This window comes from Streptomyces sp. NPDC004031, assembly GCF_053604375.1.
This window is the reverse complement of record NZ_JBSGHL010000080.1, coordinates 1-23398: the sequence shown is the minus strand read 5'-3', so window position 1 is coordinate 23398 and position 23398 is coordinate 1. Positions and strand designations below refer to the sequence as shown.

The window sequence follows — 23398 nt, the reverse complement described above, 5'->3', positions numbered from 1 at the left end:
GCAGCACCGGCGGCGCACCGCCGCCGCGCCCCGCGCCCGTAAGGCAGGAGCAACAGATGCAACCGACGTCCACCGACCGCCCCGACCGCACCGAGCACGTACCGGTCCTCGTCATCGGCGGGTCCCTGGTGGGGCTGTCCGCCTCCCTCTTCCTCGGCCGGCTCGGCGTGCGCCACCTGCTCGTGGAGAAGCACGCGGCGACCTCGCACCACCCGCGCGGCCGCGGCAACAACGTGCGGACCATGGAGATCTACCGGACCGCGGGCGTCGAGCCGGCGATCCGTGAGGCCGCCTCCGTGCTCGCCCGCAACCACGGCATCCTCCAGGCCGAATCGCTCACCGGCGACAACCAGCGCTGGCTCTTCCGGGAGATCGACCCCGGCGGCGGCCTGGCCGCGCTCAGCCCCTCGGGCTGGTGCCTGTGCAGCCAGAACGACCTGGAACCGGTACTGCTGCGGCAGGCCACCGAGCTGGGCGGCGACATCCGCTTCGGCACCGAGCTGACGTCCTTCACCCAGGACGCGGACGGGGTGACCGCGGAGATCCTGGACCGCGAGAGCGGCACCACCCGCACCGTGCGCGCCGACTACCTCGTCGCCGCCGACGGGCCGCGCAGCCCCGTGCGGCACGCGCTGGGCATCGGGCAGACCGGCGCGGGCGAGCTGTTCCACAACGTCAGCGTCACCTTCACCGCCAAGCGCCTCGCCGAGGTCGTCGGCGACCGGCACTTCATCGCCTGCTACCTCACCAACCCCGACGCGGACGGCGCGCTGCTGCCCGTCGACAACCAGGACCAGTGGGTCTTCCACCTGCCCTGGCACCCCGAGGACGGCGAGCCGCTGGACGCCTTCACCGACGAGCGGTGCGCCGCGCACATCCGCACCGCCGTCGGCGTGCCCGGCCTGGAGATCGAGATCACCGGCAAGGCCCCCTGGCACGCCGCCGAACGCGTGGCCGAGAGCTACGGGCAGGGCAGGGTGCTGCTGGCCGGCGACGCGGCCCACGAGATGTCACCGACCGGCGCGTTCGGCTCCAACACCGGTATCCAGGACGCCCACAACCTGGCCTGGAAACTCGCCGCGGTGCTCGGCGGCTGGGCCGGGCCCGGCCTGCTGGAGACCTACGGCCAGGAGCGGCGGCCGGTCGCCGTCGCCACCAGCGCCCGCGCCTCGGAGCGCTCCGCCGAGCACAGCCACCCCGGCTACGACGCGCTGCCCGCGGCCGGCAACCGGCAGAGCGGCGTGCTCACCGTGGCGCTCGGCTACCGCTACCCGGCCGGCGCGGTCGTCGGTGTGGACCCGGACCGCCCGGTCGTCCCGCAGCCCCCCGCGCGGCCCGCCCCGCCCGCGGGCCCCGGCGACACCGGCGGGCCCGTCGTCCCGCACACCCCCGCCCGCCCCGGCGAGCAGGCGCCCCCCGGCGGCCCGGTCCTGCCGCCGTACGGCCAGGCCGCCACCGGCCGCCCCGCACCGCAGGCCCCCGCGGGCCCCGGCGGCAAGGGCCCGCGCCTGTGGACCGGCGACCCGGGCACCCGCGCCCCGCACCTGTGGGTCACCCGCGGCGGCGAGCGGCTGTCCACGCTCGACCTGTACGAGAAGGTGCCGGTGCTGCTCAGCGGCGCCGCGTCCGGCGCCGGGTGGCACGCCGCCGCCGAACGGGCCGCTCGCACCCTCGGGGTGCCGCTGGACCGCTACCGCGTCGGCGCCGACCCCGCCGCCGACCTGCTCACCGAGCCGGACGCGGACTGGGCCGCGGCCCACACCGTCGCCGCGGACGGCGCGGTGCTCGTCCGCCCCGACGGCTTCGTGGCCTGGCGCGCGCCCGCCGCCTCCGCGGACCCGGAGGGGGAACTCGCCGCGGCGCTGCGGGAGGTCCTGCGGCTGGCCTAGGGCCGCGGGCCGCGGGTCCCGGCGCCGGGGGCTGCCCCGTGCGGTGCTTCGCGCGATCGTCCGCGCGCTGTGGGCGGTCGCGTGATTTCCCGGGCGGTGGCGGTCCCGGGACACGGCGAAGCGGCTGCGGCCGCCGGTGGGAGCCGGCGGCTGCAGCCGCTTCGGGGTAAGGCCGTCAGACCGTCAGGCCGCCGTCGTGCGGAAGGCGGCGTGCAGCCTGCGGGTGTGGTCGACCTCGCGGACCTGGCCCGTGAGGGTCGCGACCACCGTCAGCCGCTGGTCCGTGGAGGACGCGCCGAGCCGCAGCTCCAGCTCGCCGGGCTCCACGACACGGCGGCCGTCGCGCCCGGTGAAGGACGCCAGGTCGGCGGGCACCGTGACCTCGACCCGGGCGGACTGCCCCGGCTCCAGGTCGACCCGGCGGTAGCCGATCAGCCGCTGCACCGGCTGGACCACGGAGGCGACCGGGTCGTGCAGGTAGAGCTGCACGATCTCGGTGCCCGCGCGCTCACCGGTGTTGCGGACGGTGAAGGACAGGCCGATCTCCCCGTCGGTACCGGTCTCCAGCTCCGGCACCTCCAGGTCGCCCCACTGGAAGCTGGTGTACGTCAGACCGTGACCGAAGCCGTAGGCGGCGGTCGGGTCGATGTTGGACGACTCGCTGGCGTGCGAGAGCTTGGCCACCAGGTACGTGGACGGCTGGGTCCCGGGGCTGCGCGGGATGCTCACCGGCAGCTTGCCGGACGGCGCGACACGGCCGGACAGCACACCGGCGACCGCCCGCGTGCCCTCCTCGCCGGGGAAGAACGTCTGCACGATCGCCGCGGCCTCGTCCACCGCGCGGCCCAGCACGTACGGCCGGCCCGCGAGCATGGTGACGACGACCGGGGTGCCGGCGTCGAGGAGCGTGTCGAGCAGCTGCTGCTGCACACCGGGGAGGGTGAGCGACTCGCTGTCGCAGCCCTCGCCGCTGGTGCCGCGGCCGAAGAGCCCGGCACGGTCGCCGAGCGCGAGGACAACGATGTCCGCCTCGGCGGCCAGCCGCGCCGCCTCGGCGAAGCCGCTGGTGTCGTCGGTGTCGATGTCCGAGCCGCGCGCCGTGACGATCTCGCTGTCCGGGAACTCCTCTGCCAGCGCCTCGCGCAGGGTGGGCAGCTCGATGCCGACCGGCACCTCGGGGTGCTGGCTGCCGACGTGCACCGGGAAGGAGTAGCAGCCCAGCACCGCGGTCGGGACCTCGGCGTTGGGGCCGATGACCGCGATCTTCGCGGGGCGGGCGAGCGGCAGCGTGCCGTTCTCGTTGCGCAGCAGCACCACGGCCTGCTCGGCGATCTCGCGGGCGATCGCCCGGTTCTCCGCCGAGTCGAGGTCCACCGCGCCGCGCAGCGCGGCGGTGTCGGCGGTGTCCACGCCGGCCAGTGCGGCGGGCACGGGGTCCCAGTCCGGGTCCAGCAGGCCGAGCTCGACCTTCTGGACCAGCACGCGGCGCAGGGCGCGGTCGATGTGCGCCTCGGGCACCTGGCCGTCGGCGATGGCCTTGAGCAGCGGCTCGCCGAACGCCTTGACGGTGGGCAGCTCGACGTCCACACCGGCGTTGAGGGCGGCACCGGCCGCCTCGCCGAGGTTGCCGGCCACACCGTGCAGCAGCTGGAGAAAGGCGATGCCGAAGTAGTCCGCGACGACCGTGCCGGTGAAGCCCCACGTGTCGCGGAGCAGCCCGGTCAGCAGGTCGGCGTCGGCGGCCGCGGGCACACCGTCGATGTCGGTGTAGGCGTGCATGACCGAGCGGACGCCGCTCTCTCGGATCGCCATCTCGAACGGCGCCAGCATAACGTCGGCGCGCTCCCGGGTGCCCATGCTGACCGGCGCGAGGTTGCGCCCGGCGCGCGAGGCCGAGTAGCCGACGAAGTGCTTGAGCGTCGCCACGATGCCGGTGGACTCCAGGCCCTGGACGTAGGCGGTGGCCACCGTGCCGATGAGATACGGGTCCTCGCCGATCGTCTCCTCGACCCGGCCCCAGCGGGCGTCGCGCACCACGTCGAGCACCGGGGCCAGGCCCTGGTGCACGCCGACGGAGCGCATGTCCTGCCCGATCCGGGCCGCCATCGAGCGGACCAGCTCCGGGTTGAAGCTGGCGCCCCACGACAGCGGTACGGGGTAGGCGGTCGCGCCCCAGGTCGCGAAGCCGGCCAGGCACTCCTCGTGCGCGACGGCCGGGATGCCGAAACGGTTCGCCGCGGCGATGCTCCGCTGCGTGCGCAGCAGCGACAGCGCGCCGAGCGCCGGGTCGACCGGCGCGGTTCCGTACGACCTGGTCAGCTGGCCGAGACCCTGCGGCAGCAGGCTCTCAAGGGTGACCGGTTCCTCCATCTCGTGCTGGTACGGGGCGACCTCGCCGCCCTCGTCGGACGCACCCACCCAGATCCCGAACAGCTGCGCGACCTTCTCCTGCACGGTCATCGCCGCGATCAGCGCGTCGGCCCGGGTCTCCGGGGCGAGGGAGGTGTCCCTCCAGGGGGGAGTAGCGGACTTGTTCTCTTCGGCCACGGTGCCGGTCACTTTCCTCCGACGCCCATGAGTCCCTGGACCAGGGCACGGCGGGCGAACAGGTAGACGATGAAGATGGGCAGCATCGACAGCACGACCGCGGCCAGCAGGCCCGGGACGTCGATGCCGTGCTCGGTCTGGAAGTTGAACAGGCCCAGGGTGATGACCTTGGACGAGTCGGACTGCGTCAGCACGAGCGGGAACAGGAAGCCGTTCCACGCCTGGAGCGCGGAGAAGACCACGATCGTGGACAGACCGCTCTTGGACAGCGGCACCACCAGCTGGAAGAACGTCCGGGTCGGCGAGGCGCCGTCCATGGCCATGGCCTCGTACAGCTCGGAGTTGATCTCCCGCATCACACCGGTGAGGACCAGCGCGCAGACCGGCAGCGAGAACGCCGCGGTCGGCAGGATGACACCGATGAGGTTGTCGTACAGACCGGCCTTGCTGATGACGTAGAACATCGGCACGATGACCGCCTGCGACGGGATCGCGAGGCCCAGCAGGAACAGCCGGAAGACGCCGGTGGTGGTCCTGCCCTGGCTGCGCACGATCGCGTACGACAGCGGCGGGATCACCAGCAGCACGATCAGCACCACGGCCGCCGTGACCAGGATGGTGTTCAGGAAGAAGTGCCCGAAGCCGTTGGAGAAGTCCTGGGTGTAGTTCGACAGCGTGAAGTGCTTCGGCCACGACAGCGGGCCGTTGGACGAGTAGTCCGAACGGCTCTGCAAGGTGGCGGCGAGCATCACGTACAGCGGCAGGCCGATCAGGACGAGCCAGATGAGCGAGCCGAAACCGGCGAGGTAATTGGGACGGCGCTTCATCACAGTCCCTCCGTCGAGCTGCGCATCTTGTCGTAACCGGAGAACTTGACGATGACGAGCGAGATGATCGTGGCGATCACGACCAGGACCATCGCGATGGCCGAGCCGTAACCGAAGTCGAAGTTCTTGAACGCCTGCACGTACGAGTAGTACGGGGTGGTCGTGGTGTCGGTACCGGGGCCGCCCTGGGTCAGGATCAGCACGGTGTCGAACACGGTCATGCCGCCCACCACCATGAGGATCATCGAGGTGACCATGGTGGTGCGCAGCTGCGGCAGCGTGATGGACCAGAACTGCCGGAAGCGTCCGGCGCCGTCGATCGCCGCGGCCTGGTAGAGCACCGGCGGGATGCCGCGCGCCGCGCCCTGGTAGATCAGGGTGTGGAACGGCGTGTACTGCCACGCGCCGACGAAGATCAGCACACCGATGGACGTGCCCTGGTGGCCGAACAGGTTGCCGTCGCCGAACAGCCACTTGGCCTGGGACGGGATGCCGAAGTTCGGGTCGAGCAGGGCGCGCCACAGGATCGAGATCGCCGTCGCCGACAGCAGCAGCGGGATGAAGTAGATCGCGGACAGGACCGCTCGGTTGCGCTGCTTCCCTGCCGCCCACACACCGAGCAGGATGCTCAGCGGGGTCTGGACGACGACGCCGAGCACGGTGACCACCAGCGTGAGCCAGATGCTCTGCAGCATGACGTGGTCGTGGAACAGCGTCTTCCAGTTGTCCACGCCGGTGAAGGACAGCGAGCTGATGCCGTCCCAGTCGGTGAAGGACAGCACCGCGACCATGATCAGCGGCAGGACGGCGAACAGCAGAAAGAACAGAGTGGCGGGCGCCGCCCAGGCAAAGCCTGGGCGGGCCACGGAGGCGCCGGACTTGCGGCCCGGCCGGCCGGCGCCGGCCCGGAGTACGGGCCGGCGCTTCCCCACCCTGGGTGAATCAGTGGTGGTCATTTCTGGATCCCGGTTCAGGACGTGGGCAGGGCCTGCATGGCCTTGATGAAGCCGTCGGCGTCGAGCTTGCCGTCGAAGAACTGCTGCACCGCGGTGTGCATCGCGTTGCTGGCCGACTGGGGGTAGGCCTGGTCCCACGAGAGCTGGAACGACGGAGCGGCCTTCACCAGGTCGTACTGGTACTGCGAGTAGTCCGGGGAGGCGGCGGTGGAGATGAAGTTCGCCGTGTTGGTGGTGGTCGGCAGGTTGCCGATCGCCATCTGGGCCTTCACGAACTCGTCGCTGTACTGCAGCTTCAGGAACTGCGCGATGGCGTCCGGGTACTTGGTCTTCTTCAGGACCGAGTAGTAGTTGTTCGTGTTGCCGACGATGTCGGTCTGGTCGCCCTTGCCGCCCGAGACGGTCGGGAAGCTGCTGTAGCCCAGGTCGGCCTTCGCGAAGTCAGGGTTGTCCTGCTGCTGCTGCGAGTAGTACCACGAGCCCATGAGCTCGAAGCCGGCCTTGCCCTGCGCGACGAGCGCGACCGAGCCGCCGTCGGTGTACTTGACCGAGTCGTAGTTGGTGCCGAACGCACCGGCGTCGATGAGCTCCTTGAGCTTGCCCAGCGCCGCGCGGCTGTCCGCGGAGTCCCAGGCCGACTTGTCGCCGCCGAGGGCCTTGTCGAACAGGCTCGGGCCGGCCATGCGGTCGTACATGTACTCGTACCACATGAGCGTCGGCCACTGGTCGCCGCCGCCGAGGGCGATCGGGGTGATGTGCTTGGCCTTGAGGACCTTGACCGCGTTGAGCAGGTCGTCCCAGGTCTTCGGCGCGGCCAGGCCGTTGTCGGCCAGGACCTTCTTGTTGTTGAACAGCATGACCGGCTGGGTGCCGCGCATCGGGATGCCGTAGGACTTGCCGTCGACCACGGCGCCGTTGAAGACCGAGGGCAGGAAGTTGGACTTCAGGCCCGGGTCCTTGGCGATCATGTCGTCGAGCGGCAGGAGGAGGCCGGCCTTGACGAAGGGCGCGATGCTGCCGCCGCCCCAGTTGAAGAAGACGTCCGGCGCCTGCTTGGTGTTGATGATCGTCTGGAGCTTGGTCTGGTAGTCCGCGCCAGGGATCGTCTGAAGCTTCGCCTTGACCTTCGACGTCTTGTTGAAGGTGTCGACGATCTGCTTCTCGACCTTGTTGCTCGCGTCACCGTAGACGAGCACCGTGAAGCTGCCAGAGCCGTTGCTGCTGGAGCTGCCACCGCCGCACGCGGCCAGCGTCAGCCCGAGGGCGAGTACCACGCTGCCGGCCACAGCACGGGGAAGCCATCTCTTCTTCATCGTCCAGCCTTTCGAAATGTTTCGGCATCCTCGCCGAAAATTGCTGCGCGATGTGACGCTAAGGTGCGGCTGCGAAACGGTCAACCCTCGGGCTCCGGGTTATCAAAGCGTTACGCGCAGATGTGTCGTACGCTGCGCTCTTATGGATGAAGAGGTGGACGAGAGTCGGGTCACGCTCGCCCAGGTCGCCGAAACTGCCGGGGTCTCCGTCTCGACAGTTTCGAAAGTGCTGAACGGGCGTCAGGACGTCTCGGCGCTGACAAGGTTGAAAGTTGAACGACTCCTGGAGCTGCACGGATACCGCCGGACGACCCGCGGCGGCTCCGAGGCGCCCCTGATCGAGATCGTCTTCCACGAGCTGGACGCCATCTGGGCCATGGAGCTGATCCTGGGCGTCGAGAAGGTCGCCAAGGAGATCGGCGGCAGCGTGGTGCTCACCGAGAGCGGCACCCGCCACTCGCCGGACAACGAGTGGATCGAGGGGGTCCTGCGGCGCCGCCCGATGGGCGTCATCCTGGTCTTCTCCGCGCTGCCCCACGAGTTCAAGCAGCAGCTCAGGAGCCGTTCGATCCCTTTTGTGATCATCGATCCGGCCGGCGACCCGGAGCCCGACGTGCCCTCGGTGGGGTCGGCGAACTGGTCCGGCGGCCTCGCCGCGACCCGGCATCTGATCGAACTCGGACACCGCCGTGTCGGGATAATCACAGGTCCCGAGGACATGATGTGCTCGCTCGCCCGGCTGGACGGCTTCCGCTCGGCCATGACGACCGCGGGTCTCGACATCGACCCCGAACTCATCGCCTTCGGTGACTTCCACGTCGAGGGCGGCTACGAGCAGGCGATGCGGATGCTGGGCCGCCCCGACCGGCCCACGGCGATCTTCGCCGGCAGCGACCTGCAGGCCATCGGCGTCCTGGAGGCGGCGGGCGTGCACGGACTGCGCACCCCCGCCGACCTCTCGGTGGTCGGCTACGACGACGTCGCCGTCGCCCAGTGGTCCCGCCCGGCCCTGACCACCGTGCGCCAGCCGCTGCGGCGGATGGCCGAGGAGGCCTCCCGGATGATGCTGCGGCTGCGGGCGGCGCCCGGCACCACCTCCACCACCCGCATGGAGCTCGCCACCAGCCTGGTCATCCGGCGCAGCACCGCCCCGCCGCCCGCCTGATCGCGAGGTCACCCGCCCGGGGGCGGATGACCTGGGGCTTTCAGCGGTATTTTTGAACATATGACCCTGAACGGTGCGTCCGGTGACGCGCATCTGCCGAGGGTCGCCTATTCGACGACGGCCCGGCTGGTCGCGGCGCTGCTGCTGCTCGCGCTGCTGCTGGTCCTCGACGTCTCGGGCGGGACGCGGATCCGCATCGGCGGGCTCATGGTGGGGGTGCCCGCCCTGTCGGCGGTCTTCCTCGGCCCGTGGGCCGTGCTGCTGCTGGTGGCCGCCACCTTCCCGTGCCTGGCGATCGCCGCCTGGAACAACGGCCAGCTCGACGCGGTGAACTTCCCCATCGTCATGGCCACCACCACCCTCATCGGCGGCGCGTCGGTACTGGCCGCGGCCGTACGGCAGCGCCGCGAACGCGAGCTGGCGCAGGTCAGATGGGTCGCCGCCGTCACCCAGCGGGCTCTGCTGCGCCCGCTGCCGACCCGGCTCGGCCCGCTCGCCATCGCCTCCACCTACCTCGCCGCCGACCGCGAGGCGGCCATCGGCGGCGACCTCTACGCCGCCGCGGACCTCGGCGGCGGCCGTATCCGCGTGATGGTCGGCGACGTCCAGGGCAAGGGCATGGCCGCCGTCGAGGTCACCGGCATGCTGCTGGCCGCCTTCCGCCGCACCGCCCGGCACCGCACCCCGCTGCGGGCGCTGCCTGCCGCGCTCGACGAGAGCCTGCGCGACGACCTCACCGACCTCACCGACGCCCCGGAACTCCCCCCGGCGCCGCCGCCGCCCCCGACCCCCCAGACACCCTTCGGGCCCGCGCCCGAGCCCGCCGCGGCCCCGTCGGCAGGCGTCCTGGAGCGCTTCGTCACCGCCGTGATGGTCGACGTCGCGCCGGGCGGGGAGCGCATCAGCATCGCGAACTGCGGCCACCCGCCGCCGATCCTGCTGCACGACGGCGAGGTCCTGCCGCTGGAGTCCGCGCACCCCGCGGTGCCGCTGGGCCTCGGCGACCTCACCCCGGAGACCCAGCACCTGGACACGTACGACCTCGCGGTCGGCGACGTGCTGCTGCTCTACACCGACGGCGTCATCGAGGCCAGGGACTGCGACGGCACCTTCTACCCGCTGGCCGACCGGCTCGCCGACTGGCGCGACCTCGCCCCCGCCGACCTGGTCAACGCCCTCACCGCCGACCTCGCCCGGCACGTCGGCAGCCGCCTCGGCGACGACGTCGCGGTGGTGGCCCTGCAACGGACCGCGTGACGTCCCGCGGACCACGCGCCCGGCCCCGCGGCTTTTCTCCCCGCACAGGCGTACCGCCGCCCACCGGGCGGTTTTCGGCCGGGCCGCAGCGCGCCACGGGCGGTGGCCGGCGAAGCCGCGGTTAGTGTGCGCTGACCGCCGGGCGGGGGCGCCCCACCCCGCCGCGCGGCCCGTCCGAACCGTGCCCGCGGTCCGTCCCGTTCGTATACGGTCCGGGCGCCCGCGGGCGCCGAGCCAGGAGGCGACCCATCAGCGAGCAGACCCCGGCCGCCCCGGCCCCCGCCCCCGGCGCCCCGGCCGGGGGAGCCCCCGGCAGCCAGCCGAAGGAGGCCGACGCGCTGCGGGACATGCTGCGCCGGCCGCAGTACCGGCGGGCGCTGGTCTTCAGCGGGGTGATCGGCATCCCGGTGTCGCTCGTCGCCTTCTGGTTCCTGGCCGCGCTGCACCAGCTCCAGCACCTGATCTGGACACAGTGGCCGCACGACCTCGGGTACGACCGCGCCCCGTGGTGGTGGTCGCTGGCCGGGGCGGTCGTGGCGGGCGCGGGCACCGCCCTGGTGGTGCTGCGCTTCCCCGGCCGCGGCGGGCACGTCCCGGTGGCCGGCCTGCACTCCGGCAGCTCCACCCCGGCGTCACTGCCGGGCGTCGTGCTCGCCGCGCTGTGCTGTCTGCCCTTCGGCGTCGTGCTCGGGCCCGAGGCACCGCTCATCGCGCTCGGCGGCGGCCTGGCGCTGCTCTTCCGCGACCTGGCCCGCGCCCCCGCCACGGAGGCGAGCACCGCGCTGGTCGGCGCGGCCGGCGCCGCCGCGGCCATCGCCGCGATCTTCGGCAACCCGCTGGTGGCCGCCGTGATGCTGATGGAGGTCGCCGGGGTCGGCGGGCCCCGGCTCTTCGCCGTCATGCTGCCCGCGCTGCTGTCCAGCGGTGTCGGCGCGATCGTCTTCACCGGCTTCGGCCACTGGACCGGGCTGAAGACCGGCAGCCTGGAGATCGGCCTGCCCGCGCCGCCGCTGCTGGACGCCGGAGACGTGGTGTGGTCGGTGCTGATGGCCGCGCTCATCGCGGTGGTGATCCACTACGTCATGCTCGCCGGGCGCCGCACCGCGATCCTGGTCGTCGCCCACCCGCTGCGCAACACGCTGCTGGCCGCGCTCGCCATGGGGTGCTGCGCCGCGGCGTACACCGGCATCACCGGCCGGTCGCCGACCGACGTGGCGCTGTCCGGGCAGTCCACGCTGCCGGACCTGGCGGCGCACCCGCACGCGTGGTCGGTGGGCGCGCTGGTCGCGGTGCTGGTCTTCAAATCGGCCGGTTACGCGATCAGCCTCGGCAGCCTGCGCGGCGGGCCGATCTTCCCGTCGCTCTTCCTCGGCGCGGCCTTCGGGGTGCTGCTCGCGCCCCTGCCCGGCTTCGGTGTCGTGCCCGCGACGGCGGCGGGCATGGCCGCCGCGACGGCGGCGGCGATGCGGCTGCCGGTGAGCACGGTGGTGCTGGTGGCGCTGCTGCTGGGGCACACCGGCTCGCTGCCGGTGGTGGTGCTGGCGGCCGTGACCGCCTTCGTGATCATCGAACTGCTCCCCGAGGGCCCGCCCGTCCCGCCCTTCCGCGCCCGCACCCGGTCCGGCACCGGGGCCGGGGCCGGGACGGGGCCGGACCCCGGCTGAGCGGGAGGTCTCACCGGCCCGACGGCGTGACCAGCCCCGTCTCGTACGCCATGACGACGGCCTGGGTGCGGTCGCGCAGCCCGAGCTTGGCCAGGATGCGGCTCACATGCGTCTTCACGGTCTCCTCCGTGACCGTCAGCTGCGCGGCCAGCTCCGCGTTGGACAGGCCCTGCGCCACCAGCCGCAGCACCTGCGTCTCGCGCGGGGTGAGCGCGGCCAGCTCGGCGGACGGCCGGGCGGCGGGAGAACCGGGCGAGTCGGGGGAGCCGGGCGCGGCGGCCGGGCGGAGCCGGGCGAACTCGGCGATCAGCCGCCGCGTCACGCCCGGCGCGAGCAGCGCCTCGCCCGCCGCGACGACCCGCACCGCCTCGAAGAGGCGCTCCGCCGTGACGTCCTTGAGCAGGAAGCCGCTCGCCCCGGCGCACAGCGCGTCGTACACATACGCGTCCAGGTCGAACGTCGTCAGCACGAGCACCCGCGGCGCGGCGCCCTCCACGGCCGTCAGCCGCCGGGTCGCCTCGATGCCGTCGAGCACCGGCATCCGGATGTCCATCAGCACGACGTCGGGCGCCAGCTCCGCGCACGCGGCCACCGCCTCGGCCCCGTCGCACGCGGTGCCGACGACGGTGAAGTCCCGCTGGGTGTCCAGCAGCGCCGCGAAGCCCGTCCGCACCACCTGGTGGTCGTCCGCGACGAGGACCCGCACCGGCGGCGGGGGAGCGGCGCTCACCGCAGCACCTCCGCGGCCACCGGCAGCGAGGCCTCCACCACGAAGCCGCCGCCCGGCGCCCGCCCGCAGCTCAGCGTGCCGCCCGCCGCGGCCGCGCGCTCCCGCATCCCGGGCAGGCCGTGCCCGCCCGGCTCCTCGGCGCCGCCCGGCGCGGGCCGCGGCCCCGGCCCGTTGTCGCGCACCCGCAGCCGCAACGCGTCCTCCCCGTAGTGCAGTTCCACGTCCACCGCGGCGCCCCGGGCGTGCCGGCGCACGTTGGTGAGCGCCTCCTGGACGATACGGAAGGCCGCCAGCTCCACCCCCGGGTCCAGCGCCGCCGCCGGGCCGGACACGATGAGCCGCACACCGGCGCCCGAGGCGCCCCGGGCCTCGTCGACCAGCTCGGTGAGCTGCTGGAGGCCCGGCTGCGGACGGCGCTCGGCGGTGTCCACCTCGGCGTCCTGCCGCAGCACCCCGAGCAGCCGGCGCATCTCGGTCAGCCCGGCGCGCGCGGTGTCGCCGATGTCCGACAGCCGCTGCGCGCCCGCGGGCGGCATCCCGGGCGTGGTCAGCCGCGCGGTCTCGGCCTGGACCGCGATCATCGAGATGTGGTGCGCCACCACGTCGTGCAGCTCCCGGGCTATTCGGGCCCGTTCGCCGCGCGCGGTGTGCTCCAGCAGGCTGCGCGCGGTGACCTGTCGGGCTGCGCTGTGCACCCTGGCCTCGGCGCGTGCCGCCCGTGCGGCCCCGGCCCACGCGGCGCCCGGCGCGGCGGACGCGGCCAGCAGCGCCAGCACCCGCGCCTCCCCCGCGAGCCGCGGGTCGCACAGCGCGACCACCGGCAGGAGCACCGCCAGCCCCACCGCGAGGCCCACCCGGGCGCCGCCCCCGGCCTGCGCCCCCGCGGCGAGCCGGTGCAGGGCGAGCGGCACCGTCACCGCCCCGGCGGCCGTGAAGGTGCCGAACGCGGTGAGGGACAGCACCGCGGCGGCCGCCGCCACGACAGCGGCGGGCGGCGCGGACAGGAACACCGGCGGCACCGTCGTCGCGAGCGCCAGCAGCGCCACCACCAGCAGCGCGAACGCCGGGGAGCGCCCGTGACCGCCCGTCACCGCGACCCGCACCGCCGCCTCCGCGACCGCGGCAGTGGCGAGCAGCGCCGCCAGGACCGCCGGAGCCCGTGGCGACGCCGCGAACTCCCCGACCCACGTGGTGTTTTTCGGCCTCACACCGGCATTCTCCCCGCAAGTCCGCACCCGGCGCGTCCTCCTGGCCAGGGACTCCGCCGTACAACTCAGGGGGGACACCACCCGTCCGGCGTACCACCGCGACGGTACGCCGAGGACCGCTCCGCCGCGTGACGCGCCGCGGCCCGCGGCTGCCTAGCCTCGTCCGTCATGGAAGCAACCATCGAAGTCCGCGAACTGCACAAGCGGTTCGGGGCGGCACCGGCACTGGACGGGATGACGTTCACCGTCGCCCCCGGGCGGATCACCGGCTTCGTCGGGCCCAACGGCGCGGGCAAGTCCACCACCATGCGCGTGGTCCTCGGCCTGGACGCCGCCGACTCCGGCACCGCCCTGGTCGCCGGCCGCCCCTACCGCGAGCTGCGCAACCCCCTCGCCCACGTCGGATCGCTGCTCGACGCGGGCGCGCTCCAGCCCAGCCGCAGCGCCCGCGGGCACCTGCTGTGGCTCGCGCACTCGCAAGGTCTGCCCGCGCGCCGCGTCGACGAGGTCATCGCCCTGGCGGGCCTGGAACAGGTGGCCCGCCGCAAGGCCGGAGGCTTCTCGCTGGGCATGCGCCAGCGCCTCGGCATCGCCGCCGCGCTGCTCGGCGATCCGCCGGTGCTCGTCATGGACGAGCCCTTCAACGGCATGGACCCCGAAGGCATCGTGTGGATGCGCGGCCTGCTGCGCGCGCTCGCTGCCGAGGGCCGTGCGGTGCTGGTGTCCAGCCATCTGATGAGCGAACTCCAGGACACCGCCCACCACCTGGTGGTCGTCGGCCGCGGCCGGGTCATAGCCGACACCGGGGTCGCCGAACTGATCGCGGCGGCCTCCGGCGACCGGGTCGGGCTGCGCACCACCGAACGCGTCCGCGCCATGACCCTGCTCGCGCAGGCCGGCGCCACCGTCGCGGCCACCGGCGGCGACACGCTCACCGTCGCCGGTCTGGCCGCCGAGCAGGTCACCGCGCTGCTCGGACGGGCCGGTCTGCCCTTCTCCGAAGTGAGCGCGCACCGTGCCACGCTGGAGGAGGCGTACATGGAACTGACCCGCGACGCCGTGGAGTTCCGGTCCGGAGGTGCGCTGTGACCGCCCCCGCGCCCGCGACCACCACCCCGTACCGCTCCCCGCAGGCGCCCGGCCGGGACGGCTTCCTGCGGCTGCTGCACGCGGAGTTCACCAAATTCCGCACGGTACGCGGCTGGGTCGCCGGTCTCGTCACCGCCGCCGTCGTCACCGTCGCCGTGGGCCTGCTCGGCGCGGCGGGCAGCAGCATCGTCTGCAACGGCCCCGACGGCGGCGCGTGCGACCACACCGCGCTCACCGGCCCCGGCGGTGTCGAGGTCCGCGACGCCCTGACCTTCGTGCACCGCCCGCTGACCGGCGACGGCTCGGTCACCGCCCGGATCACCTCGCTCACCGGCCAGTACGCGCCCGAGGGCCACGCCGGACCGGGAAGCGGCGGCGGTGGGCTGGCCTCGGGCGTGCAGCCCTGGGCCAAGGCCGGGGTCATCGTCAAGGACGGTACGAAGCCGGGCTCGGCGTACGCGGCCGTCGCGCTCACCGGCGCGCACGGCGTGCGCATGCAGTACGACTTCACCCACGACACGGCGGGCCTGCCCGGCAAGGTCACCGCGGACTCCCCGCGGTGGCTGCGGCTGACCCGCAGCGGCGGCACCCTCACCGGCTACGACTCCACCGACGGCATCCACTGGACGCGGATCGGCACGGCCCGCCCGGCCGGGCTCCCGGCCACCGTGCAGATCGGGCTCTTCACCACCTCGCCCGAGTACGTCGTCACCAGCCGCTCGCTGAACGGCAGTTCGGTGGACGGCGGCCCCAGTACCGCGACCGCCTCCTTCGACTCGGTCACCGTGCGGGGCGCCGCGGGCGGTGACCGGACCGGCGCGTGGACCGACGACACCGTCGGCGTCGGCGGCGGTCCCGACAAGGACCCCGACCTGGGCTACCGGCAGTCCGGCGGCACCTACACGCTCACCGGCAGCGGGGACGTGGCCCCGCTGGTGCACGGACGCGACGAACCCGGCAAGTCCGTCGAGGACAGCCTCATCGGTGCCTTCGCCGGGCTCGTCGTGGTGACGGTCGTGGCCGCGATGTCGGTCACCGCCGAATACCGCCGCGGGCTGATCCGCACCACCTTCGCCGCCGCGCCCCGGCGCGGCCGGGTGCTCGCGGCCAAGGCCGCCGTCGTCGGCGGGCTGTGCTTCGTCACCGGGCTGGTCGCCGCGCTGGTGGCGGTGCCGCTCGTCGGGGCGGTCGAGAAGCACAAGCACTTCGCCCTCCACCACCTGTCGGCCGGGACCGAGCTGCGGATCGTCCTCGGCACCGCGGGGCTCTTCGCCGTCACCGGCGTCCTGGCGCTCGCCGTCGGCACGCTGCTGCGGCGCAGCGCGGGCGCGGTCACCGCGGTCGTGGTCGCCATCGTGGTGCCCTACATCCTCGCGGTCTCCGGGATGCTGCCCACCGGCCCGTCCCGCTGGCTCACCCGCGTCACCCCGGCCGCGGCCTTCGCCGTCCAGCAGAGCGCCCACCAGTACGCGCAGGTCACCGCGGACTACTCGCCCGGTGACGGGTACTTCCCGCTCGCCCCGTGGGCCGGATTCGCCGTGCTGTGCGGTTACGCCGCCGTCGCGGCCGGCCTCGCCGCCGTACGGCTGCGGCGGAGGGACGCGTGAGCGCGCTCTCGCAGGCGGTGCGCGCCGAGTGGACGAAGGTCCGTACGCTGCCGGGCCTGCTGTGGCTGGCGGCCGCGGTCGCGGTCGGCACGGTGGCCGTGGGCGTGGCGAGCACGGCGGCGGTGCACTGCGGGGCCGCGCCCGGCGCGGTGTGCGGGCAGGACCCGGCGAAGGTCGGCCTGGCCGGCGTGCAGGCCGGCCAGGCCGGGGTCGCGGTGCTCGCGGTGCTGCTCATCGGAGCGGAGTACGGCACCGGGATGATCCGGGTGACCCTGGCGGCGGTGCCGCGCCGGGGCACGGTCCTCACGGCGAAGGCGGCGGTGCTCGGCGGCATCGTGCTCGCCGCCGGGACCGTCGCCGTGGGCGGCTCGCTGCTCGCGGCCCTGCTCATCCTGCCCGGACACGGCTTCACCGGCTTCTCGGCCGCGCACGGCCCGGTGCTCAGGGCCGCCGCCGGGTCGGTCGCGTACCTGGTGCTGGTCGCCCTGCTCGCGCTGGGCGTGGCCACCGCGGTACGCGACTCCGCGGCCGCGGTGGGCGCCGTGCTCGGGCTGCTCTACCTCTTCCCGATCATCGCGTCCGTGGTGTCGGACCCGGTGTGGTACGAGCGGCTCCAGCGGGTGGGGCCGATGACGGCCGGGCTCGCGGTCCAGTCCACGCTCTCCGGAGCCCGGGACCCGATCGGCCCCTACGCCGGGCTCGGCGTCCTCGCGGCCTGGGCCGCGGCGGGGCTGGCCGCCGGGGCGGTGTCCCTCAAGGGACGCGACGCCTGACCGGCGGCCCCGCTTGCCGAGCTGTTCCCCGCGGGGCCCGTCCGCCGGGCGCGGCACCCGTACCGCCGGGGAAGGCCTCAGTGCAGCTGCGAGCGCCAGCCTTCCGGGACGCGCCCGGCGGGGCCGGGGGTGGGCTGGGCGGTGGGGTGGCTCCGGGGCGGGGCCAGGTCGGGGCCGTCCTCGACGTAGCTCTCGGTGCGGTAGTTCCAGAACCAGTCCTCGCCCGGCTCGTACGAGCGGATGACGTCGTGGCCCGTGGCCGCCGCGTGCGCGCTCGCGTGCTGCGCCGGGGAGCTGTCGCAGCAGCCGACGTGGCCGCAGGACGCGCACCTGCGCAGGTGCAGCCACCAGCCGCCGGCCTGGTCGCATTCCGCGCAGCCGTCGCCGCTCGGCGGGACCGACGGGTCGATGCCCGGGGTGGGTGGGGTGGTCATGAGGCGGCCTCCTCGGCGTCGGGGGACTGGGCGGTGAGCGGCAGCCGGACCCGGAAGCGGGTGTTGCCCGGTTCCGACTCGACGTCCAGGTCACCGTGGTGCTTGTTGACCACGATCCGCCAGGAGATGTCGAGCCCGAGCCCGGTGCCCTGGCCCACCGGCTTGGTCGTGAAGAACGGCTCGAAGATCCGCTGCCGGATCTCCGCCGGGACCCCCGGACCGGTGTCCAGGAAGTCCACCACCAGCCTGCCGTGGTCGCGCGAGGTGCGCACGGTGAGCGTGCCCGAGCCGTCCATCGCGGAGACCGCGTTGTCGATCAGGTTCGTCCAGACCTGGTTGAGCTCACCGGGGTAGGCGGGGATCCGCGGCAGCGAGTGGTCGAACTCCCGGACCACCCGCACCTCGGGCCCGATCTTCCCGGCGAGCATCTGGAGCGTGCTGTCCAGCAGCTCGTGGATGTCGACCACCTGGAAGGGCGCCCGGTCCAGCTGCGAATACTGCCGGGCGGCGTTGACCAGCCCCGACACCCGGGTCGTGGAGTCCTCGATCTCGTTCATGAGCAGCTCGGTCTCGACGGTGTAGTTGAGCCACCGCACCGCGCTCTCCAGCAGCTCGGCGTCCACCGCCGCCGCGACCTGCTCCAGCCACTCCTCGTCGAGCCCGGCCTGGACGAAGACCGGGGCGAGGTCCCAGCCGCCGCGGATGCCGTGCGCGTCCAGCCAGTCGGCGACCGCGTCCTCCTGGTCGGAGGTCTCCAGCGGGCTCAGCTCCTGGGCCTTGGCGATCCGCTCGACGGCCCGCTCCTGCACCTGGATCAGCGTCTCCAGGTCGGACTGCCGGTAGGGGCCGCCGGCCAGGACCTTCAGCTTGCTGCGCATCCCGGCCACCCGGTCGCGCAGCGCGGAGGTGGCGCGCAGCGCGGCGGCGGCCGGGTTGTTCAGCTCGTGCGTCAGACCGGCCGACAGCGAGCCCAGCGCGAGCAGCCGCTCGCGCTGGCTGACGACCTGCTGGAAGGTCTGGTTGCCGAAGAACAGCCCCTCCAGCAGGTGCACCGCCATCGGGAACCACTCGCGGACGATGCCCGCGAACTCGTCGGCGGCCAGCACGAAGAAGCGGGACGGCTGGGTCACCCGCAGCGAGTTGGTGTAGAGCTGCGGCACCCGGTCGCCCAGGTAGGCCTGGAAGGCGCCCGCGTAGACACCGCGCATCGACGTGCGGTTGACCTCCACGTCGTCCGTGCCGACCCGCCGCGAGGTCACCACCGTGCCCTCCAGCAGCACGTAGAAGCACGTGGCCGGGTCGCCCTCGGCGTAGACCGGGCCGGGCCCGACGGATTCGATACGGCCCGACGCGCACAGCCGGTCCAGCTGCTCGTCCGACAGGTGCTCGAAGAGGAAGAGCGAGCGCAGCTCCTCCGGGTTGCACGGCAGCGTCGAGGTCACAGCCCCTCCAGGTAGCGGTGTACGAGCATGACGGCCATCGCGCCCTCGCCGACCGCGGACGCGACGCGCTTGGCGGACTCCGCCCGGACGTCGCCCGCCGCGAAGACCCCCGGCACGCTGGTCTCCAGGTGGTACGGGGGCCGGTCCGGCTCCCACCCGGCCGGGCGTTCGCCCTCGGCGGCGAGGTCCGGGCCGGTCAGCACGAAGCCGTGGCCGTCCCGGCGGACGATGCCGTCCAGCCAGTCCGTGCGCGGCGCCGCGCCGATGAAGACGAACAACCGCTGGGCGTCGACCATGTCCGTACCGCCGCTCGCGGTGTCGCGCAGCGTCAGGCCCTCCAGGTGGTCCTCGCCGTGCGCGGCCTCCACCACGGTGCCGGTGCGCACCGAGATGGTGGGGATCGCGGCGATCTGCTGGATCAGGTAGTGCGACATGGACGCCTCCAGCGAGGGCCCGCGCACCAGCAGTGTCACCGACTTCGCACCGCGCGAGAGGTAGACGGCGGCCTGTCCCGCGGAGTTCGCGCCGCCGACGATGTAGACGTCCTGGTCCTCGCAGCCCGCGGCCTCGGTCAGCGCCGAGCCGTAGTAGACCCCGCGGCCGGTCAGGTCGGCGACGCCGGGCACGTCCAGCATCCGGTAGGCCACCCCGGTGGTGAGGATGACGCTCTGCGCGGAGACCGCGGAGCCGTCGGCGAACCGCACCGTGCGCGTCGGCCCGCTCACCTCCAGGCCGGTGACCTCGCACGCGGTCAGCAGCTCGGCCCCGAAGCGGGTCGCCTGGCGGCGGGCCCGGTCGGTGAGCTGGGCGCCGGAGACACCGTCGGGGAAGCCCAGGTAGTTCTCGATCCTGGCGCTCTGCCCGGCCTGCCCGCCGGTCGCGGTGCGCTCCACCAGCACCGTGTTCAGGCCCTCCGACGCCCCGTAGACCGCCGCGCCCAGGCCCGCGGGCCCGGCGCCGATCACCACCAGGTCGTAGAACTCCTCGGCGGGCGTCGTCGCGAGCCCCACCTGCGAGGCGAGGTCCTGGTCCGAGGGCTCGACCAGCACGTCGCCGCCCGGGGCGATGACCAGCGGCAGCCGCATGCCGTCGTGCCCCGCGGCGTCCAGCAGCCGCCGCCCCTCGGCCTGGTCGGACTGGTACCAGCGGTACGGGATCTGGTTGCGGGCCAGGAACTCGCGCACCCCGGAGGAGCGCGCCGACCAGCGGTGGCCGATCACCTTGGTCTCCGGCACCGGGCGGTGGTCGGAGGTCAGCCAGCTCTCCAGCAGGTCGTCGACCACCGGGTAGAGCTTCTCCTCCGGCGGGTCCCACGGCTTGAGCAGGTAGTGGTCCAGGTCGACGACGTTGATCGCGTCGATCGCCGCGCCCGTGTCGGCGTAGGCGGTGAGCAGGATCCGCCGGGCGCCGGGGTAGACGTCCATGGCCTGTTCGAGGAACTCGATGCCGTTCATGTGCGGCATGCGGTAGTCCGCGAGGATGACCGCGACGAGGTCGCCGCGCAGCTTCATCTGCCGCAGCGCGTCGAGCGCCGAGTCGCCGGACTCGGCGCGCACCACCCGGTAGCGCTCGCCGTAGCGCCGCCGGAGGTCACGGGCGACCGCCCGGGAGACCCCCGGATCGTCGTCGACGGTCAGCAGTACGGATCGGCGTGTGCTCTCCGCTGTTGTCATGGGCATCCCCGTCCCCGTCCGCGGCCTGCGCGTTTTCCTCCGCGCGGGTCCGCCGTTCAGCCTAGTGTGATCATCGGCCCCCCGCAGTGCGTGGCCTTCCGGCATGCGCGGTGATCGCGGAGCGCGTAATCTTCTCCGCCTGACGTCTGGGGGACGCGATGCGGGTGGGGAGCGCGGCAGCAGCCGCGGTGGCGGTGCTGTGCGCCGCGGTCACGGCGGCGGACGGCGCGAGCGCGCTGAGCGGCGGGCCGCCGCTGACCAAGGACGAGGTGCGGGCGGAGATCGGCACCGCGCTCGGCCGGGCGGACATCCACGACGACGAGACGGTGCGGCTCGTCGTCATGTTCGCCGAGTCCTGGAGCCGGCACGTGCCGCCGCCGGAATGCCTCCTCGACGACCACCGGCCGCTGCCGGCCTCGGCCGAGCAGACGGACCGGCTGCTGGCAGCGCTGGGCCGGGCCGGCTGGCGGCGCTCGGAGCCGTCGGCCACCGTCGGCGACGGCAGCATCGTCAACACCTCCCTGTACCGGGGCGGCTGGCGCCTGACGGTCTCGCGGGCCGTGGTGCCCGGCATGGAAGGCCCCGGCCAGGTGACCGTCGGCGCCTTCCGGCCGGACTGCTGAGCCGTACGGGTCCGCGCGCCGCGCCGGACCGCCGGGCTTGCGCTATAGCGCACTCCAGCTCCTAGCCTCGACGGCATGACTACACCGCAGAAACCGATCGGCTCGGGCTTCGGCGCCCACAGCACCGCGGACGAGGTCCTGGAGGGCATCGACCTGACCGGCAAGCTCGCCCTGGTCACCGGCGGCTACTCCGGTATCGGCCTGGAGACCACCCGTTCGCTCGTCAAGGCCGGTGCGAACGTCCTGGTGCCCGCGCGCCGCCCGGAGACCGCCCGCGAGGCGCTCTCCGGCCTGCCGGGCGTGGAGATCGACGAGCTGGACCTCGCCGACCTCGACAGCGTCCGCGCCTTCGCGGACCGCTTCCTGGCCACCGGCCGCGACCTCGACATCGTCATCGACAGCGCCGCCGTCATGGCCTGCCCGGAGACCCGGGTCGGCCCCGGCTGGGAGGCGCAGTTCGCCACCAACCACCTCGGCCACTTCGCCCTGGTCAACCTGCTGTGGCCGGCCATCGAGCGGGCCCGCGGCCGGGTCGTCGCGGTCTCCTCGGGCGGCCACCACAACTCGCCGATCCGCTGGGACGACCTCTGGTTCGAGCAGGGGTACGACAAGTGGGAGGCCTACGGGCAGGCCAAGACCGCCAACGTGCTCTTCGCCGTGCAGCTCGACGCGCTGGCCCGCGACCGCGGTGTGCGCGCCTTCGCCCTGCACCCCGGCGGCATCCTCACCCCGCTCCAGCGCCACCTGGAGAAGTCCGAGATGATCGAGCGCGGCTGGATCGACGAGGACGGCAAGGTGCTCAACCCGGGCATGTTCAAGTCCCCCCAGGAGGGCGCGGCCACCCAGGTGTGGGCGGCCACGTCGCCCCAGCTCGACGGCCTCGGCGGGGTCTACCTGGAGGACTGCGACATCGCCGTGCCCGCCACCGGGGGCGGCCCGCGCTCCGGTGTCCGCGACTACGCCGTCGATCCCGAGCAGGCCGCCCGGCTGTGGGCGCTGTCCGCCGAGCTGACCGGCGTGGACGCCTTCGCCGCCTGACGCGTCCCGCCCGGCCCGCCCCGGCCGCGCCGAACGGGTGAAGGACCCGCCCGTCGGCCCGGCCGGTGGCGGCGGCGGGCGCCCGCGCGCTGGATGCTGGGGCCGACAGACGTCCGCGCCCGCCGCGGGCGCTCCCGGGCGGTGCCCCCGCGCCGGGCCCCCGACGCCACCGGAGGCCGACCTGCTGGTGCTCTGCGTGCTCTTCGCGCTCATCGGGGCGGCCAGCAACGCCACCGGGACGGTCTTCCAGCGCAAGGCCGCGCTGGCGGTCCCGGCCGGGGACGCGCTCAAACCGCGGCTGATGATGGACCTGGTGCGGCAGCCCGTGTGGCTGCTGGGCATCGGCGGCGTGGTCGGGGCCGCGCTCTTCCAGGCGCTCGCCCTGGTCGCGGGCCCGCTCGCGCTCGCGCAGCCGGTCTTCATCCTGGAGCTGCCCTTCGCCCTGCTGATCGCGCTGCCCGTGCTGAACCGCACACTGCCCCGGGCCGGGTGGATCTCGGTGGCCTGCATGGTCGCCGGGCTCGTGATCGCGCTCGCGAGCGCCGCGCCGGACGGCGGGCGCCCGCAGGCGTCGATGGCCCGCTGGATCCCGGCCCTGGCGCTGTGCCTGGCGGCGATGGCCTGCGCTGTCGCGGCCGCGCGGCACCGGCGCTCCGGCGCGGCGCGGGCCGCGCTGCTCGGCTCGGCCGCCGCGGTCGGCAACGCGCTGACGGCCGCGCTCATGAAGTCGGCGGCCAACGCCTTCTCCGACGACGGATTCGGCGCCTTCCTGACGTCGTGGCAGACCTACGGCTTCGCGGTGTGCGGGGTGGCCGCGGTCTTCCTGCTGGAGAACGCGCTGCAGGCCGGGTCCATCGCGGCCTCGCAGCCCGCGCTGACGCTCGGCGACGCGACCGTGAGCCTGCTGCTGGGGATCCTGGTCTACGCCGAGCACATCCGCACCGGCTGGTGGATCCTGCCCGAGCTGGCCGGGGTCGCGCTGGTCACCGCCGGGACCCTGCACCTGTCCCGGGCGGTCCCGCTGACGGGGGAGCTGAACACCTGACGGCCGGTGGCCCGCGGGCGGCTGTCACCACAGTGTGACCCGCAGGGGCGCTGGTCAGACGGCTGCGCTTTGCTAGTCTCGCGGGCGGAGGTGCACGGTGGTCAAGGGTGACGCGCTC

At 73.8% G+C, this 23398-nt stretch carries 19 protein-coding genes; 10 read left to right on the top strand and 9 right to left on the bottom strand.

Annotated elements, in window-relative coordinates; translation table 11 throughout:
• Window positions 1-56: 56 nt before the first annotated feature.
• On the top strand, window positions 57-1889 hold the full coding sequence (locus ACWERV_RS33625; RefSeq protein WP_452940382.1) for an FAD-dependent monooxygenase: 1833 nt from the start codon (window positions 57-59) through the stop codon (window positions 1887-1889).
• A 183-nt stretch (window positions 1890-2072) separates the two neighbouring features.
• Here the strand turns inward: ACWERV_RS33625 and ACWERV_RS33620 are convergent, their stop codons facing one another.
• From ACWERV_RS33620 to ACWERV_RS33605, 4 genes are read right to left on the bottom strand one after another with little or no spacing between them, the layout of a single operon-like run.
• The gene (locus ACWERV_RS33620; RefSeq protein WP_452940380.1) at window positions 2073-4448 is read right to left on the bottom strand and encodes a beta-xylosidase/alpha-l-arabinosidase; all 2376 of its coding nucleotides are present in this window, start codon (window positions 4446-4448) and stop codon (window positions 2073-2075) included.
• Window positions 4445-5263 (bottom strand): carbohydrate ABC transporter permease, encoded by an 819-nt coding sequence (locus ACWERV_RS33615; protein WP_452940378.1) that lies wholly within the window; start codon window positions 5261-5263, stop codon window positions 4445-4447. Before ACWERV_RS33615 ends, ACWERV_RS33620 begins: the two co-directional genes overlap by 4 nt.
• Window positions 5263-6219, bottom strand: coding sequence for a carbohydrate ABC transporter permease (locus ACWERV_RS33610; RefSeq protein WP_452940376.1), 957 nt, complete (start codon window positions 6217-6219; stop codon window positions 5263-5265). Before ACWERV_RS33610 ends, ACWERV_RS33615 begins: the two co-directional genes overlap by 1 nt.
• 14 nt (window positions 6220-6233) lie before the next feature.
• A complete protein-coding gene (locus ACWERV_RS33605) occupies window positions 6234-7532 on the bottom strand; it encodes an ABC transporter substrate-binding protein (protein ID WP_452940374.1) in 1299 nt (432 codons plus the stop codon).
• Between the two features lie 142 nt (window positions 7533-7674).
• Here ACWERV_RS33605 and ACWERV_RS33600 point away from each other — a divergent pair, with 142 nt between their 5' ends.
• The 3 genes from ACWERV_RS33600 to ACWERV_RS33590 all read left to right on the top strand — a co-directional run bounded on the left by ACWERV_RS33600 (window position 7675) and on the right by ACWERV_RS33590 (window position 11618).
• Window positions 7675-8697, top strand: a complete 1023-nt coding sequence (locus ACWERV_RS33600; protein WP_452940372.1) for a LacI family DNA-binding transcriptional regulator — start codon at window positions 7675-7677, stop codon at window positions 8695-8697.
• Window positions 8698-8757: 60 nt separating this feature from the next.
• Entirely contained in the window at window positions 8758-9954 is a 1197-nt protein-coding gene (locus ACWERV_RS33595) for a PP2C family protein-serine/threonine phosphatase (protein WP_452940370.1), read from the top strand.
• Between the two features lie 347 nt (window positions 9955-10301).
• The gene (locus ACWERV_RS33590; protein WP_452940368.1) at window positions 10302-11618 is read left to right on the top strand and encodes a chloride channel protein; all 1317 of its coding nucleotides are present in this window, start codon (window positions 10302-10304) and stop codon (window positions 11616-11618) included.
• Window positions 11619-11628: 10 nt separating this feature from the next.
• On the opposite strand, the gene ACWERV_RS33585 is transcribed toward ACWERV_RS33590, so the two are convergent.
• Both ACWERV_RS33585 and ACWERV_RS33580 read right to left on the bottom strand, forming a co-directional pair.
• Window positions 11629-12348, bottom strand: coding sequence for a response regulator (locus ACWERV_RS33585; RefSeq protein WP_452940366.1), 720 nt, complete (start codon window positions 12346-12348; stop codon window positions 11629-11631).
• Complete coding sequence (locus ACWERV_RS33580; protein ID WP_452940364.1) at window positions 12345-13556, bottom strand: sensor histidine kinase; 1212 nt, start codon at window positions 13554-13556, stop codon at window positions 12345-12347. The genes ACWERV_RS33585 and ACWERV_RS33580 overlap by 4 nt, the downstream gene beginning before the upstream one ends.
• Window positions 13557-13724: 168 nt before the next feature.
• Between ACWERV_RS33580 and ACWERV_RS33575 the strand changes: the two genes are divergently transcribed.
• Genes ACWERV_RS33575 through ACWERV_RS33565 form a run of 3 tightly spaced genes read left to right on the top strand, consistent with a single transcriptional unit; the run spans window position 13725 to window position 17025 of the window.
• The gene (locus tag ACWERV_RS33575; protein ID WP_452940363.1) at window positions 13725-14645 is read left to right on the top strand and encodes an ABC transporter ATP-binding protein; all 921 of its coding nucleotides are present in this window, start codon (window positions 13725-13727) and stop codon (window positions 14643-14645) included.
• On the top strand, window positions 14642-16252 hold the full coding sequence (locus ACWERV_RS33570) for an ABC transporter permease subunit (RefSeq protein ID WP_452940361.1): 1611 nt from the start codon (window positions 14642-14644) through the stop codon (window positions 16250-16252). The genes ACWERV_RS33575 and ACWERV_RS33570 overlap by 4 nt, the downstream gene beginning before the upstream one ends.
• Window positions 16249-17025: an ABC transporter permease gene (locus tag ACWERV_RS33565; protein ID WP_452940360.1), complete on the top strand. Its 777-nt coding sequence runs from the start codon at window positions 16249-16251 to the stop codon at window positions 17023-17025. The genes ACWERV_RS33570 and ACWERV_RS33565 overlap by 4 nt, the downstream gene beginning before the upstream one ends.
• Before the next feature lie 77 nt (window positions 17026-17102).
• Here ACWERV_RS33565 and ACWERV_RS33560 read toward each other — a convergent pair whose 3' ends face one another.
• The 3 genes from ACWERV_RS33560 to ACWERV_RS33550 are packed head-to-tail and all read right to left on the bottom strand — an operon-like array spanning window position 17103 to window position 20574.
• Window positions 17103-17459 carry a UBP-type zinc finger domain-containing protein gene (locus tag ACWERV_RS33560; protein WP_452940358.1) on the bottom strand — a complete coding sequence of 119 codons (357 nt, stop codon included), beginning with the start codon at window positions 17457-17459 and terminating at the stop codon, window positions 17103-17105.
• A complete protein-coding gene (locus tag ACWERV_RS33555) occupies window positions 17456-18901 on the bottom strand; it encodes an ATP-binding protein (protein ID WP_452940356.1) in 1446 nt (481 codons plus the stop codon). The genes ACWERV_RS33560 and ACWERV_RS33555 overlap by 4 nt, the downstream gene beginning before the upstream one ends.
• The gene (locus ACWERV_RS33550) at window positions 18898-20574 is read right to left on the bottom strand and encodes an FAD-dependent oxidoreductase (protein ID WP_452940355.1); all 1677 of its coding nucleotides are present in this window, start codon (window positions 20572-20574) and stop codon (window positions 18898-18900) included. Before ACWERV_RS33550 ends, ACWERV_RS33555 begins: the two co-directional genes overlap by 4 nt.
• A 158-nt stretch (window positions 20575-20732) precedes the next feature.
• On the opposite strand from ACWERV_RS33550, the gene ACWERV_RS33545 reads away from it, so the two are divergent.
• The 3 genes from ACWERV_RS33545 to ACWERV_RS33535 all read left to right on the top strand — a co-directional run bounded on the left by ACWERV_RS33545 (window position 20733) and on the right by ACWERV_RS33535 (window position 23280).
• Window positions 20733-21197, top strand: coding sequence for a hypothetical protein (locus ACWERV_RS33545; protein WP_452940354.1), 465 nt, complete (start codon window positions 20733-20735; stop codon window positions 21195-21197).
• A 75-nt stretch (window positions 21198-21272) separates the two neighbouring features.
• Window positions 21273-22235 (top strand): SDR family NAD(P)-dependent oxidoreductase, encoded by a 963-nt coding sequence (locus ACWERV_RS33540; RefSeq protein ID WP_452940353.1) that lies wholly within the window; start codon window positions 21273-21275, stop codon window positions 22233-22235.
• A gap of 181 nt (window positions 22236-22416) precedes the next feature.
• Entirely contained in the window at window positions 22417-23280 is an 864-nt protein-coding gene (locus ACWERV_RS33535; RefSeq protein ID WP_452940395.1) for a DMT family transporter, read from the top strand.
• Window positions 23281-23398 lie beyond the last annotated feature (118 nt).

Bases quoted from the DNA above. Each gene is read 5' to 3' on its own strand.
- ACWERV_RS33590 (WP_452940368.1), top strand. From the start codon at position 10,302: ATGCTGCGCCGGCCGCAGTACCGGCGGGCGCTGGTCTTCAGCGGGGTG.
- ACWERV_RS33575 (WP_452940363.1), top strand. From the start codon at position 13,725: ATGGAAGCAACCATCGAAGTCCGCGAACTGCACAAGCGGTTCGGGGCG.
- ACWERV_RS33610 (WP_452940376.1), bottom strand. From the start codon at position 6,219: ATGACCACCACTGATTCACCCAGGGTGGGGAAGCGCCGGCCCGTACTC.
- ACWERV_RS33550 (WP_452940355.1), bottom strand. From the start codon at position 20,574: ATGACAACAGCGGAGAGCACACGCCGATCCGTACTGCTGACCGTCGAC.
- ACWERV_RS33605 (WP_452940374.1), bottom strand. From the start codon at position 7,532: ATGAAGAAGAGATGGCTTCCCCGTGCTGTGGCCGGCAGCGTGGTACTC.
- ACWERV_RS33560 (WP_452940358.1), bottom strand. From the start codon at position 17,459: ATGACCACCCCACCCACCCCGGGCATCGACCCGTCGGTCCCGCCGAGC.
- ACWERV_RS33615 (WP_452940378.1), bottom strand. From the start codon at position 5,263: ATGAAGCGCCGTCCCAATTACCTCGCCGGTTTCGGCTCGCTCATCTGG.
- ACWERV_RS33625 (WP_452940382.1), top strand. From the start codon at position 57: ATGCAACCGACGTCCACCGACCGCCCCGACCGCACCGAGCACGTACCG.
- ACWERV_RS33600 (WP_452940372.1), top strand. From the start codon at position 7,675: ATGGATGAAGAGGTGGACGAGAGTCGGGTCACGCTCGCCCAGGTCGCC.
- ACWERV_RS33595 (WP_452940370.1), top strand. From the start codon at position 8,758: ATGACCCTGAACGGTGCGTCCGGTGACGCGCATCTGCCGAGGGTCGCC.
- ACWERV_RS33545 (WP_452940354.1), top strand. From the start codon at position 20,733: ATGCGGGTGGGGAGCGCGGCAGCAGCCGCGGTGGCGGTGCTGTGCGCC.
- ACWERV_RS33540 (WP_452940353.1), top strand. From the start codon at position 21,273: ATGACTACACCGCAGAAACCGATCGGCTCGGGCTTCGGCGCCCACAGC.